The sequence below is a fragment of the Streptomyces sp. NPDC049915 genome (assembly GCF_040656475.1).
In the GTDB taxonomy this organism is placed as follows: Bacteria; Actinomycetota; Actinomycetes; order Streptomycetales; family Streptomycetaceae; genus Streptomyces.
On record NZ_JBFAMH010000022.1, the window covers coordinates 1 to 12,536 of the forward strand.

13 protein-coding genes are annotated in these 12,536 nt (G+C 72.9%); 3 read left to right on the top strand and 10 right to left on the bottom strand.

Going from position 1 to position 12,536, the window contains the following annotated elements; translation table 11 throughout:
* Positions 1-92: 92 nt before the first annotated feature.
* Together AB0J12_RS29315 and AB0J12_RS29320 are read right to left on the bottom strand one after the other, a co-directional pair.
* Entirely contained in the window at positions 93-524 is a 432-nt protein-coding gene (locus AB0J12_RS29315) for a hypothetical protein (RefSeq protein WP_363267523.1), read from the bottom strand.
* Positions 525-681: 157 nt separating this feature from the next.
* A complete protein-coding gene (locus tag AB0J12_RS29320; RefSeq protein ID WP_363267524.1) occupies positions 682-975 on the bottom strand; it encodes a hypothetical protein in 294 nt (97 codons plus the stop codon).
* Positions 976-1,093: 118 nt separating this feature from the next.
* Here AB0J12_RS29320 and AB0J12_RS29325 point away from each other — a divergent pair, with 118 nt between their 5' ends.
* The gene (locus tag AB0J12_RS29325) at positions 1,094-1,645 is read left to right on the top strand and encodes a hypothetical protein (protein ID WP_363267652.1); all 552 of its coding nucleotides are present in this window, start codon (positions 1,094-1,096) and stop codon (positions 1,643-1,645) included.
* Between the two features lie 76 nt (positions 1,646-1,721).
* Here AB0J12_RS29325 and AB0J12_RS29330 read toward each other — a convergent pair whose 3' ends face one another.
* The 4 genes from AB0J12_RS29330 to AB0J12_RS29345 all read right to left on the bottom strand — a co-directional run bounded on the left by AB0J12_RS29330 (position 1,722) and on the right by AB0J12_RS29345 (position 6,280).
* Positions 1,722-2,528 (bottom strand): hypothetical protein, encoded by an 807-nt coding sequence (locus tag AB0J12_RS29330; protein WP_363267525.1) that lies wholly within the window; start codon positions 2,526-2,528, stop codon positions 1,722-1,724.
* Between the two features lie 158 nt (positions 2,529-2,686).
* Positions 2,687-3,667 (bottom strand): N-acetylmuramoyl-L-alanine amidase, encoded by a 981-nt coding sequence (locus tag AB0J12_RS29335; protein ID WP_363267526.1) that lies wholly within the window; start codon positions 3,665-3,667, stop codon positions 2,687-2,689.
* 34 nt (positions 3,668-3,701) lie between these two features.
* A complete protein-coding gene (locus tag AB0J12_RS29340; protein ID WP_363267527.1) occupies positions 3,702-4,352 on the bottom strand; it encodes a class I SAM-dependent methyltransferase in 651 nt (216 codons plus the stop codon).
* 188 nt (positions 4,353-4,540) lie between these two features.
* Positions 4,541-6,280, bottom strand: a complete 1,740-nt coding sequence (locus tag AB0J12_RS29345) for an MFS transporter (protein WP_363267528.1) — start codon at positions 6,278-6,280, stop codon at positions 4,541-4,543.
* 188 nt (positions 6,281-6,468) lie between these two features.
* Between AB0J12_RS29345 and AB0J12_RS29350 the strand changes: the two genes are divergently transcribed.
* Entirely contained in the window at positions 6,469-7,899 is a 1,431-nt protein-coding gene (locus tag AB0J12_RS29350; RefSeq protein ID WP_363267529.1) for a DHA2 family efflux MFS transporter permease subunit, read from the top strand.
* A gap of 277 nt (positions 7,900-8,176) precedes the next feature.
* A complete protein-coding gene (locus AB0J12_RS29355) occupies positions 8,177-8,902 on the top strand; it encodes a class I SAM-dependent methyltransferase (RefSeq protein ID WP_363267530.1) in 726 nt (241 codons plus the stop codon).
* A 23-nt stretch (positions 8,903-8,925) separates the two neighbouring features.
* Here the strand turns inward: AB0J12_RS29355 and AB0J12_RS29360 are convergent, their stop codons facing one another.
* Genes AB0J12_RS29360 through AB0J12_RS29375 form a run of 4 tightly spaced genes read right to left on the bottom strand, consistent with a single transcriptional unit; the run spans position 8,926 to position 12,480 of the window.
* A complete protein-coding gene (locus tag AB0J12_RS29360; protein ID WP_363267653.1) occupies positions 8,926-9,558 on the bottom strand; it encodes a response regulator transcription factor in 633 nt (210 codons plus the stop codon).
* Positions 9,559-9,608: 50 nt separating this feature from the next.
* Positions 9,609-10,853, bottom strand: coding sequence for a histidine kinase (locus AB0J12_RS29365; RefSeq protein WP_363267531.1), 1,245 nt, complete (start codon positions 10,851-10,853; stop codon positions 9,609-9,611).
* A 14-nt stretch (positions 10,854-10,867) separates the two neighbouring features.
* Complete coding sequence (locus AB0J12_RS29370) at positions 10,868-11,584, bottom strand: ABC transporter permease (protein ID WP_363267532.1); 717 nt, start codon at positions 11,582-11,584, stop codon at positions 10,868-10,870.
* The gene (locus tag AB0J12_RS29375) at positions 11,584-12,480 is read right to left on the bottom strand and encodes an ABC transporter ATP-binding protein (RefSeq protein WP_363267533.1); all 897 of its coding nucleotides are present in this window, start codon (positions 12,478-12,480) and stop codon (positions 11,584-11,586) included. The genes AB0J12_RS29370 and AB0J12_RS29375 overlap by 1 nt, the downstream gene beginning before the upstream one ends.
* Positions 12,481-12,536: the final 56 nt, after the last annotated feature.

The window sequence follows — 12,536 nt, forward strand, 5'->3', positions numbered from 1 at the left end:
CTCCTCCGCCTTGCAGCTGCACGCACCAGACCCCGCTCGGGTCGGCCGAAAGGCACCGCACCTCACAGCCGGCCTGATCCAAACGACAGGGCCTAGTTGTCGTTGAGGTAGTAGTGCTGGGTCTGGGACTTGCGGTCCGGGCCCAGCCAGATCGTGACGCCGACGTGCCGCCCCTCGGGGAGGTCGTACACGCCGCCCTGTGAGGCCTTGGCGGAGACGCACGATCCCTCTCCGCCCGAGGCGGTGAGGGTGTAGCGGATGTCGTAGATGCCGCCGATGCTCTCCTCGGCGGCTATCGACACCCGGGGAGCGAGTCCGTCGGCTGCCGTGTCGCACAGCGAGACGATGTCGCCGTGCTCGGCGATGTACACCGTGCCGCCCTGCTTGGCGTCCGAGGTGGTGTACGTGTGGTCCCAGCCGCCGCCGGGCGGGTCGACGGTCGCCGACGCCGAGGTGGCGGTGGCGATGGACCCGCAGGCCAGGACGATGGTGCTCGCGGCCAGGGCCGCGATCTTGTGACGCAAGGTGTTCCCCCTTCATGAGCTCGCTCGAGGTCAGGCGAGCAGGAGTGACACTACGTCAACTCGGCGGTAACTTGTCTTGTTTTTCGATCAAGTTTTCTACCCGCGACACGGCGGCGCCGACTCCCCGGCACCCGAGTGCGGGGGAGCGGCGGAGCCGTCAGTGGCGGTGGATGCGGTTGGCGATCGCGTGGCCGATGAAGAGGTAGACCACGGCGGCCAGGCCGTAGCCGGCGACCACTCGGGCCCAGGCTTCGTCGAAGGTGAACAGATCGCGGGACCAGCTCGCCAGCCAGTTCGCCGTGTGGTGGACGAACTGCACCAGGTCGTTGGCCCGGTTGGCTTCCAGCAGGTACATCAGGATCCACAGGCCGAGGATGACGGCCATGACGTCGGCGACGACGGCGACGACCGTCCCGGCCTGATTCGCGCTGCTGCGATATCGAGGGGACATACCCGTCGTCTTGCCTCCGGCCGGGGCCTGAAACCCGAACGGCCCCGCACCGCTGGCGGATTCCGGTGTGCCGGTTGAGGCTGCGGGAGAAGTGACACGCGTGCCTTCGGAGGACCCCGTGCCCGCACCCCTGCGCCGCCTCGCCGTGGCTGTCGTCCTGTGCTGCGCCCTGCTCGCCGGTACCACCGGCTGCGGCGGCGACGACAAGGCCGACGCCGCCGCCACGACCGGCGCCACCCCCACCGCGACGACCTCTGCCGAGAAGCAGAAGTTCGCCAAGACCCGTTTCGTGGCCAACGCCGGCCTGGCCGCCGGCGCCACCTATCAGTGGATCGTGAAGCCCTGGAAGGCGGGGAAGTTCGCCAAGGGCGCCGACGGGCGTACGGCGGCCCTGATCAAGGCCGGTCTGGCCGGCGCCTTCGCCTACAACCGGCTCAAGGCGGCCGCCCGCAACGCCCAGGGCGACCCGACGCTGGCCAGGGCCATCGCCCCGCTCACCGCGGGCATCGACGCCCTGAAGGACCTGCCCGCCAAGCTCCGCAAGGGCGACACCTCCGCCGCCGGCGCCTTCGACGACGTCATCGGCAAGGTGAAGGAGGCCGGCCGCAGTGCGGGCGCCGAGGTGAAGGACAAGGTCCCGAGCGCGAGTGAACTGGCCGCCGCCTCCTAGGAGTTCGCCGCAGTGGTGCGGCAGCGGCCCCCCGCCCGGAAGGGGCGAGGGGCCGTGAGGTCACAAGGGCGGGCGGTCAGCCGCGCTGGATGCCCGAGGTGTCCTGCAGCACGCCGCGGCGGCCGTCCTGCGTCTGCGCGACCAGCTGCGCGCCGCGCTGCTCGACCGCCAAGTACCAGGTGCCCGGCGCCAGTTCGGCGATCGGCGTCGGCGAGCCGTCCTCCGCGTACAGCGGACGCGGCACCGGCACCGCGAACCAGAACGGGGAGAAGTCCCCGGCAGGCGCCTGCCCCTGCGCATCCGGCTGGGCGGCCTGCTGCGGCTGCGCGGCCTGCGGCTGGGCGCCGTACGGCTGGGCACCGCCCGGCTGCGGCTGACCGCCGTACGACGGCTGCGGCGCACCGGGGTAGCCGTACCCACCCTGCGGCTGGGCGCCGTAGGGGTGCGGGGCCGACGGCTGCGACGCGGGGGCCAGGGGGGCCTGCAGGGCCGACACCAGCGGCGTGGCGATGGCGGCGGCGGCGAGGACCAGTGCGGCGATGAAGCCGAGGACCAGGCCGGCGCCCGCGTCGATGTTGTCGGGCACGTCCACCAGGGTCCAGAACAGCGTCCAGGCCGAGAGGATCACGAACCCGGTGCCCACCATGCCCAGATCGAGGCCGGCCACCTTGCGCGGCTGCCCCAGGCAGCGGCTGACGACGATCAGAGCGGCCCCGACGACCGCCCCCATGTAGGTACCTAGGCCTGTCCCGAGCGATTCCCACGCGTTCTGGTTGCCGGAGTAGCCGGCGTACGAGTAGAGGGCGAGGAACGACGCGATGAACAGCAACACCGCTGCTCCGATCACCACGCCGTCGCCTCGAGTGAGGGAGCGGATATTCACTTCAGGTCCTTCATAGGTCGTCTCGTCGTCGGAAGAGGCGTCGCTGTCACCATGTCGCCGTCAGGCCCCGGTGTGAAGCGCGGGGGTGGCCCCTCATCGTAGGGACGACCTTATCGTCCGTCCGACGAGGCTGTCCGCAGGGAAGAGCGCACTGATCCCTACCCGCGCAGGAAACTCACGATTCCCTCGGAGATCCCTTGCGCCGCCTTCTGCCGCCAGGCGCCGCTGGTCAGCAGTGCCGCGTCCTTGCTATCGCGCATGTTGCCGCATTCGATGAACACCTTGGGAACCGTTGACAGATTGAGACCGCCCAGGTCCTTCCGCGTGACGATCCCGGTACCGTCACCGAGGTAGTTGGAGGGCGCGCTGCCCGTGACGCGCACGAAGTTGCCGGCGATGCGCTCGCCGAGATCGCGCGAAGGCCCCACGATGGGGCGGGTGTCGGCGGCGCCCGCGTGCACGGCCGCCGGCAGGATCACATGGAAGCCGCGGTTGCCGGGCGCGGACCCGTCCGCATGGATCGACACGACGGCGTCGGCATGGGCGGTGTTCCCGATCCGGGCCCGCTCGTCCACACACGGGCCGTACGGCCGGTCGCCGTCCTGCGTCAGCTTCACCGTGGCGCCCTGCTGCTGCAGCAGCGTGCGCAGCCGGTGCGCGACGTCGAGGGAGAACCGGGCCTCGGCGTATCCGTCGTTGGTGGAGGTGCCGGTGGTGTCGCACTCCTTACGGTTCGTGCCGATGTCCACCTGGCGGTTGATGGCGGCGCCGTGCTGGACGTTGCCGGGGTTGTGGCCCGGGTCGATGACGACGACCTTGCCCTTGAGCGGACCGGAGGCCGCGGGGGCGGAGGCGGAGGGCACGGCGGCCGACGCGGAGGGCGCGGGGGCGGCCGGCGTGGGCGATCCGGTGGGCGGCTTGTCGTCGTCCCGGGCGGAGGGGGAGCCGCCGGTGTGCCGGGGCGTGGCCACGGCCGACGCCCGGTGCGGGCCGCCCGTGTCACCCGGGGCGCCCACCGCCTCGTACACCAGCCAGCCGAGCAGCGCCCCCGGCACGAGTGCCGCGAGCCCCACGACCAGCGGGCGGCGGCGGAAGCGGCGAGGCTGGGGTGGATCGAATTCCGGGCCTAGGTACGACACGCCTGCCACCCTAACCGGGGCGAACGCCCGGTGTTCAGAATCCGCCGCCCGTACGCCGCAGCACCCGCAGCGACCGCGTCACGGACACCTCCGTGAACGCACCCGACGCCAGCGCCCGCAGATAGACCCGGTAGGGCGCCTGACCCGTGAACTCGTCCACCGGGTCCGGAAAGACGTCGTGGATGACGAGCAGCCCGCCCTCGGCGACGTGCGGCGCCCAGCCCTCGTAGTCGGCGTTCGCGTGCTCGTCGGTGTGCCCGCCGTCGATGAAGACGAGACCGAGCGGGGTCTGCCAGAACGCCGCCACCTGCGGCGAGCGCCCCACGACCGCGACGACGTGCTCCTCGAGACCTGCCCGGTGCAGTGTCCGCCGGAAGGTCGGCAACGTGTCCATCAGACCGATCTCGGCGTCGACGGTCTCGGGGTCGTGGTATTCCCACCCCGGCTGCTGCTCCTCGCTGCCCCGGTGATGGTCGACCGTGACGGCGGTGACCCCGGCCTGCCGCGCGGCGTCCGCGAGCAGCACGGTCGAGCGCCCGCAGTACGTCCCGACCTCCAGCAACGGCAGCCCCAACGCCCCCGCCCCGACGGCAGCCGCGTACAGGGCCAGCCCCTCATCGACCGGCATGAACCCCTTGGCGGCCTCGAACGCGGCGAGGATCTCGGGCTGGGGGGCGGACGGCATGGGCGGCCTCTCGGTCGTACGTCGATGCAGGCAGCCCATGGTGCCGCACCCCCGGCCGACTACTCGACCGGGGGTGCGGATACGAAGGGGCGCGGGGCTGTATCTCTGTGCGGCTCCGCCGCGTGGGCGCGCCAAGCCACGATGGCGCCGCAGCCGCCGGACGCCACCGAGCGGCACCCCGTCTCGCGTTATGCGTCGACCGTCTCACCGGGGAGGGACAGATCCAGCTCGACCGAAAGGTCACCCCCTGCGTGGCTCGCAGCCGAAGCCAGCGGAGCGTGCCCCGCGGCCTTGGCCGCGATGACGTACGGCCCCGAAGCCGGCACGGCCAGTGCGTAGCTGCCGTCTCCGGAGGACACCGTCGCCCCCGCCTGCCGCCCCCGCCGGTCGATGAGCGTGACCTTGGCCCGGGCCACGGGCACGCCGTCGGCGGACAGCACCCGCCCGCGGAAGCCCCGCAGCACCTCTTCCGCCCGCTCCAGGTTCGCGTCCTCCTCGCTGGAGGCGACGAGCTGCACCGTCGCCGCCGGCCGCCGCCCCGGCAGCAGCAGAGCCATGATCAGGCCCAGGGCCACCGCCCCCGTGGCGATGAGGAACGACACCCGGAAGCCGTGCATGGTCGGGATCGCCGTGCCGCCGACATGGTCGGCCGTGTTCGCCAGCACCATGCCGATCACCGCGCTCGACACCGACGTACCGATGGACCGCATGAGGGTGTTCAGGCCGTTGGCCGCGCCGGTCTCGGAGGCCGGGACGGCGCCGACGATCAGCGCGGGCAGCGAGGAGTAGGCGAGGCCGATGCCGGCGCCGAGCATGACGGAGGTGACGACCGTCTGCCAGGCGGCACTCATCAGGCCGAGGCCGCCGGCGTAGCCCACGGCGATCACGAGCAGGCCGAGGATCAGGGTGACCTTGGGGCCGTAGCGGGCGGACAGGCGGGCGTAGACCGGTGCCGTGAACATCATCGTCAGGCCCAGCGGGGCCACGCACAGGCCCGCGACGACCATGGACTGGCCGAGGCCGTACCCGGTCGCGGTGGGCAGCTGGAGCAGCTGCGGCAGGACGAGGGAGACGACGTAGAAGCTGACGCCGACCATGATCGAGGCGAGGTTGGTGAGCAGCACCTCGCGGCGCGCGGTGGTGCGCAGGTCGACCAGCGGCGCCTTGAGGCGCAGCTCCATCACGCCCCACAGCAGCAGGACGGCCACGGCGGCGGCGAACAGGCCGAGCGTGATGCCGGAGGCCCAGCCCCAGTCGCTGCCCTTGGTGATCGGCAGCAGGAGCAGCACCAGACCGGCGGACAGACCGAGCGCGCCGAGCAGGTCGAAGGTGCCCTCCGCGCGCATGGGGGACTCGGGGACGGTCAGGAGGGTCAGGGCGATGGAGAGCACGCCGAGGCCGGCGGCGCCGTAGAAGAGGGCGTGCCAGTCGGCGTGCTGGGCCACCAGCGCCGCGGCGGGCAGCGCCAGGCCACCGCCGACGCCGATGGAGGAGCTCATGAGGGCCATCGCCGAGCCGAGCTTCTCGCGCGGCAGGGTGTCGCGCATCAGGCCGATGCCGAGCGGGATCGCGCCCATCGCGAAGCCCTGAAGAGTGCGGCCCACGATCATCGTGATCAGGTCGTCGGTGACGGCGCTGATCAGCGCGCCGACCACCATCACGGCGAGGCTGGCGATCAGCATGCGCCGCTTGCCGTACAGGTCGCCGAGGCGGCCCATGATCGGGGTGGCGACGGCGCCGGAGAGGAGAGTGGAGGTCAGGACCCAGGTGGCGTTGCTCGGCGCGGTGTGGAGCAGCTGCGGGAGGTCCTTGATCACCGGGACGAGCAGCGTCTGCATCACCGCGACCGCGATGCCCGCGAACGCGAGCACCGGGACGACGGCCCCGCTCGCTGACCGGGCGGGCTGGTCGGTCGTCGTTCGTGTCATGATCAGCAGCAACCCGTATGCATGGGCAACTATTCCGATGCTTTGGTCAGCTAACGATTTCTTGACCATGTCATGACCATCTGAACGGGCGTCAGGCCCCGGCCGGCCGGGAGGGGCGGTCCTAGGACCGCGGGCGGACCGGGCGCCCCGGCGAAATCCCGATGCAGGGGCGCCGACCGGTTGAGAGCATGACACTCATGCTCGAAGCAGCCGCCACCCCCACCCGGACCCCCCGCCGCTCCGCCCCGCCGACCTGGCTGGTCGTGGCGCTCGCCTGCGCCGGGCAGTTCCTCGTCGTCCTCGACGTGTCCGTCGTGAACGTGGCCCTGCCCTCCATGCGCGCCGACCTCGGCCTGAGCGCGTCGGGCCTGCAATGGGTGGTGAACTCCTACGCCATCGCCTTCGCCGGGTTCATGCTGCTCGGCGGCCGGGCCGGCGACCTGTACGGGCGCAAGCGGATGTTCCTGGTGGGGCTCGCCCTGTTCACGCTGGCCTCGGTGGGCGGCGGGCTGGCCCAGGAGAGCGGGCAGCTGCTGCTCGCCCGTGCCGTGCAGGGCCTGGGCGCGGCCGTGCTCGCGCCCTCCACGCTGACCATCCTCACCGCGGCCGTGCCCGAGGGCGCCGCCCGGGCCCGCGCGATCGCCACCTGGGCGGCCGTCGGCGCGGGCGGCGGCGCGGCCGGGGGCCTGGTCGGCGGGGTACTGGTCGACGTGCTGTCCTGGCGCTGGGTCCTGCTGATCAACGTGCCCGTCGGCGCGATCGTCCTGGCCGGTGCGCTGGCCTGGCTCCCGGAGAGCCGCGCCGGCGACGGGCGGCGCCTGGACCTGCCGGGCGCGGTCCTGGTCACGGCCGGCCTGGCCACCCTGGCGTACGGGATCTCGCAGACCGAGGCGGCGGGCTGGACGGCGCCGCAGACGCTGGCGCCGCTGGCCGCGGGGCTCGCGGTGATCGCGCTGTTCCTCGCCGTGGAGGCGCGCACCGCGTCCCCGCTGATGCCGCTCGGCCTGCTGCGGCTGCGCTCGGTCGCCTCGGCGAACGCGGCGATGTTCGTGAGCGGTTCGACGATGTTCTGCATGTGGTTCTTCATGACCCTGTACGCCCAGAACGTGCTGGGCTACAGCCCGCTGGAGGCCGGCCTCGCCCTGGTGCCCAGCTCGCTGGCCGTCGTCCTCGGCTCCAAGGCCGCCCCGCGCCTGATGCGCTCGGCCGGGCCGCGCACGGTGGCGGTGCTCGGCTCGCTGGTGGCGGCGGCCGGTTTCGGCTGGCAGTCGGCGATGACCGCGCACGGCCCCTACCTCACGACGATCATGATTCCTGGGGTGCTGATGATGCTCGGCGGGGGCATGGCCATCACCCCCCTCGCCGCTCTCGCCACCTCGGGCACGGCGCCGGGGGAGGCGGGACTGGTCTCCGGCCTGATCAACACCTCCCGCACGATGGGCGGTTCCCTGGGGCTGGCGGTGATGTCGACGGTCGCCGCGGCCCGCACGGGCGACGAGAGCACCCCGCAGGCCCTGACGGATGGCTACGCCCTGGTCTTCCGCGCGTCCACGGCGGTCCTGCTGGCGGCTGCGGTCCTGATGCTCCTCTGGCTGCCGCGCAGGAGTGCGGAACGGTGAGGGGGTGCGACGCGGTCGCGGCACGCCGATGAGTCAGGAGCCGGAGAAAAAAAACGGCCCGGGCGCGCCGCCCAGCGCCCTCGTCACGCCCCGGCAGCGGGTGCCCGCCGCGGTTTCAGAGTATCCCCGGGGTGCTGCTCTCCACCCCCTCACACCGGCCCGCCGACGGTCCAACACGGCCCACACGAAGGGCCGTTGAGAACTCTCTGACCTGGGCATCAAACCCTTCACCCGCCTACCATCACGGGACCCGCCAGGCGAGGGAAGCGAGGCCCCCATGGACCGCCACATCCGCACCACGGACGACGTACTGACGCTGCTGGACGGGCTGTTCGCGCCCGGCGCGGACCGCTGGACGGCCGGGGCGGCCGGATGGTGGGACGACTTCTACGCCGACCGCGCCCGGCCGGTGCCGTTCTTCGCGGACAAGCCGGACGAGCACCTGGCCGCCTGGCTCGACGCGGGCCGCATCACCGGGCGGCGCGCCCTCGACCTCGGCTGTGGTCCCGGCCGCAACGCCCGCCACCTCGCCGCGCGCGGCTTCGAGGTGGACGCCGTCGACCTGTCCCCGGCGGCGGTGGCGTGGGCCCGCGAGAGGACGGACACCGCTGCGGTCCGCTACCTGTGCGGCAACGCCTTCGACCTGATGGGTACGGAGCTGACGGGACCGTACGACCTCATCCACGACTCCGGCTGCTTCCACCACCTGCCGCCGCATCGCCGGATCAGCCACCTCGCCCTGCTGGAGCGGCTGCTCGCCCCCGGCGGTCACTTCACCCTCACCTGCTTCGCGTCCGGCGCCATGGGCTCGGAGCTGCCCGACGCCGAGCTGTACCGCACCGGCGCGCTGCACGGCGGCCTCGCCTACACCGCTCAGTCGCTGCGCGCGATCTTCCGCGGCCTGACCGAGCTGGAACTGCGCCCGATGCGCGACGAGCCCGCGGACTCCCCGTACTTCGGGGAGCCCTTCCTGTGGACGGCGGTCTTCCGGCGGGAGCCGTGACGGCGCGAGCAGGGGCCGGGGGGCTACAGCCACCCCTGCCTGCGGGCCTCCCGCATCGCCTCCATGCGGTTGCGGGTGCCGGTCTTGCCGATCGCGGCGGACAGGTAGTTGCGGACCGTGGACTCCGACAGATGCAGCACGGCGGCGATGTCGGCGACCGTCGCGCCGTCCACGGAGGCCTTCAGTACGTCGCACTCGCGGGCGGTCAGCGGACTGGGCCCCGCGCTGAGCGCGGCGGCGGCCAGCGCCGGATCGACGATCGTCTCACCGGTCAGCACCCGGCGGATCGCCTCCGCCAGCTCCTCCACCGGCCCGTCCTTGACGAGGAACCCCGCGGCGCCCGCCTCCATGGCCCGGCGCAGATAGCCGGGCCGGCCGAAGGTGGTCAGGATCAGCACCCGGCAGTCGGGCGCCTGTTCACGCAGCTCGGCGGCGGCGTCCAGCCCGCTGATGCCGGGCAGTTCGATGTCGAGGAGCGCGACGTCCGGGCGGTGCGTCAACGCGGCGTCCACGATCGCGTCCCCCGTGCCGACCTGCGCCACCACCTCGATGTCCGGCTCCATCCCCAGCAGTAACGCCAGGGCGCCGCGCATCATCCCCTGATCCTCGGCGAGCAGCACCCGGATCGACTTGCCGGGGCGGCGCCCACGGGGCATCTCCTCGTTCACCCGCTCAGCGTAGGCCGCACCGGCGCCCCGCACCCCGCTCACGTCGTGGCCGGCTGTGCGAGATCCGCCGTCACCGGCAGCTCCGCCCGCACCACGAACCCGCCCCGCTCCCCGACGCCGGCCGTCAACGTGCCACCGGCCGCCGCCAGCCGCTCCGTCAGCCCCTTCAGCCCCGTACCCCCCACCGTGCCCTCCCGCTCAGCGACCGGCCCTCGCCCGTCGTCGCTCACCGTCAGCCGCACCCGTTCCCCCGATCCCGCCACCGCTATCTCGCAACGCCGCGCCCCGCTGTAGCGGACCGCGTTCGTCACCGCCTCGCGCACCACCCACCCCAACAGCGCCTCCGTCTGCGCTGACGGCGGCGGCCCCGAACGGCGCACGACCGGCTCGATGCCCGCCGCCGTCAGCGCCGAACGCGCCCGGTCCAGCTCCGTCGACAGACTGCCGTCCCGGTAGCCGGTGACGGCCTCCCGGATCTCGGTGAGGGCTTGGCGCCCGACCGACTCGATGTCGGTGATCTGCGCCAGCGCCGCGTCCAGATCGCGCGCCGCCAGCCGCCTCGCCGCCTCCGACTTGACCACGATCACGGACATGGTGTGCCCGAGCAGATCGTGCAGGTCGCGGGAGAAGCGCAGCCGCTCCTGCTCCACCGCCCGGTGCGCCAGCTCCTCCCGCGCGGCCCGCAGTTCACGCACGGCCTCGGACAGGGACAGCATCGCGGCGGTCACCATCGTCGCCAGGAAGGTGCTGTAACCGATGCTGATGCTGCCCCACCCGTCGCGCACGACCGCCACGGTGCCCGACAGGACGCCCAGGGCGGTGCCGTAACGGCCCAGCCGCGGCCCCCGCAGGATCGCGCCCAGCGCGAGACCGAACAGGGGGAAGAACATCAGCCACGCCCCGCCGTAACCGATGGCCAGGCCGCAGGTCAGTACGCCGATCAGGCACAGGGCCACCCGGGTGCGCAGCGCTTCGCGCTCGGTCCGGTCGAAGGCGTGGAAGACGACGTACACGTACAGCGAGTTGAACGTGAACAGCCCGAGGCCCCCGATCCAGGGGTTGGGAGCCTTCCCCTGGAAGACGTTGGACAGCGCACCCAGACCCATGAGCAGCCATGGCAGCAAGGTGAATCCACTGGGCGGCGGCCCCGGACGGTCCAGCGGCTCCCCGCTTCCGCCGGCCGTCCGCTGCTCGGCCCGGAACGTGTCCGCCGCCTCCTTCTGCCGCGCGACCTTCGTCCGCACCGCGCGGATCCGGCAGGCCACGCCGTCCCTGAACGCCATTTTCTCTCCCCCGATCAGCCGGTCTCGCCACTGCGCCGGTACGCCCACACCGCGTACGCGCCGAACGCCGTCAGCCAGCCGGCGAGAACGAGCATGGCAGCCGCCCCCGGCACCTGTCCCGTCGCGACCGAGCCCGCCACCTCCGCGAACCGCGCGGTCGGCGTGCACGCGGACAGTGCCCGCAGCCAGCCGGGGAACAGGGCGAGGGGGAACCACAGTCCGCCGAGCACCGCGAGCCCCAGGTTGCAGACCATGTTCGCCACACCGGTGGTCTGCCCGGTGAGCCGGTAACCGTTGCCGAGCCCCAGCAGGGTGAAGGGCACAGAGCCCAGCCACAACACCACGGCCAGCGCCGCCCACTGCCACACCGCCAGCCGTACGCCGTTGACCAGACCGCCCGCCGCGAGCACCGCGACGATGGCCGGAAGGACCGTCACACCGCCGGTCAGCGCCCGGCCGGTCACCACCTGAGCGGGCGTCATCGGCGTCACCCGCAACTGCCGCAGCCAGCCGACCGCCCGGTCCTCGGCGACCCCGCCGCCGGTGCTGAGCGCGGAACCGACCGCGCCGTAGGCGGCCATGCCGACCATCGCGCCGGTCCGCCACTCGCCGGTGATCTCAGCGAGGTTGGTGAACAGCAGATACATCAGGACCGGCATGGCGATCCCGCCGATCACGAAGCCGGGGTCGCGCAGCGTGCGGCGCACCTCCAGACGCAGGTAGGCGAGCATCACACCACCGCCGGCGCGGTCAGGGCGAGGAACGCGTCGTCCAGTGACGCCGGGGCGACCTCGAGGCGGCGTATCGCGCCGCGCTCGGCCAGCGCGATCACCGTCGCGTCGGAGTCGTCGGTGCGCAGGTGCGCCCGGTCCCCGCGCACCTCCACCGAACGGACACCGGGCAGCAGATGCAGGCTCTCGGTGGAACCCCCGGCCAGATCGAAGGAGACCCGGTGGCCGCCGGCCGCCCGGCGCAGTTCCTCGCCCGTGCCGTCGGCGGCGATCCGGCCCCGGTCGACGACCACGATCCGGTCGGCGTGCGCGTCGGCCTCCTCCAGATAGTGGGTGGAGAACAGGACCGTACGACCTTGCCGGGCGGGGGAGCGCAGCGACGCCCAGAAGGCGTGCCGCGCCTCCACGTCGAGCGCCGCCGTCGGCTCGTCCAGCACCAGCAGCGCGGGATCCCCGGCCAGCGCCACCGCGAACCGCACCCGCTGCACCTGCCCGCCCGACAGCCGGTCCACCCGCCGCCCGGCCAGCTCCTCGATCCCGGCCAGCCGCAGGGCTTGAGCCGTCGGCATCGGCTTCGGGTAGCGGCCGGCGACGAAGCCGACGAGTTCACCGACGGTGATCCGGGGCACCGCGCGCGCCTCCTGGAGCATCGCGCCGACCCGCCCCGAGCGCACCGCGGTCCGCGGCGGCGCGCCGAACAGCCGTACCGCGCCCGCGTCGGGCGCCAGCAGGCCGAGCAGCAGGGCGATCGCGGTGGACTTGCCGGCGCCGTTGCGCCCGAGCAGGGCCACCGTCTCGCCGGGGGAGATGTCCAGGTCGATGCCGTCGACGGCGCGCACCGCGCCGAAGGTCTTGACCGCCCCCGTGAAGGAGACGGCCGCTTCCGTGGTCGTCATGTCCCCGACGGTACGGAGGTGCGGCGCCGCCGGGGAGATGCGTGTGTACGGAGTGC

What these genes read in the sequence shown, in the direction of transcription:
- AB0J12_RS29370 (WP_363267532.1), bottom strand. Translation starts at nt 11,584, where the DNA reads ATGCTCGCCTACCTGCGTCTGGAGGTGCGCCGCACGCTGCGCGACCCC.
- AB0J12_RS29360 (WP_363267653.1), bottom strand. Translation starts at nt 9,558, where the DNA reads ATGCCCCGTGGGCGCCGCCCCGGCAAGTCGATCCGGGTGCTGCTCGCC.
- AB0J12_RS29350 (WP_363267529.1), top strand. Translation starts at nt 6,469, where the DNA reads ATGACACTCATGCTCGAAGCAGCCGCCACCCCCACCCGGACCCCCCGC.
- AB0J12_RS29375 (WP_363267533.1), bottom strand. Translation starts at nt 12,480, where the DNA reads ATGACGACCACGGAAGCGGCCGTCTCCTTCACGGGGGCGGTCAAGACC.
- AB0J12_RS29365 (WP_363267531.1), bottom strand. Translation starts at nt 10,853, where the DNA reads ATGGCGTTCAGGGACGGCGTGGCCTGCCGGATCCGCGCGGTGCGGACG.
- AB0J12_RS29345 (WP_363267528.1), bottom strand. Translation starts at nt 6,280, where the DNA reads ATGACACGAACGACGACCGACCAGCCCGCCCGGTCAGCGAGCGGGGCC.
- AB0J12_RS29320 (WP_363267524.1), bottom strand. Translation starts at nt 975, where the DNA reads ATGTCCCCTCGATATCGCAGCAGCGCGAATCAGGCCGGGACGGTCGTC.
- AB0J12_RS29355 (WP_363267530.1), top strand. Translation starts at nt 8,177, where the DNA reads ATGGACCGCCACATCCGCACCACGGACGACGTACTGACGCTGCTGGAC.
- AB0J12_RS29340 (WP_363267527.1), bottom strand. Translation starts at nt 4,352, where the DNA reads ATGCCGTCCGCCCCCCAGCCCGAGATCCTCGCCGCGTTCGAGGCCGCC.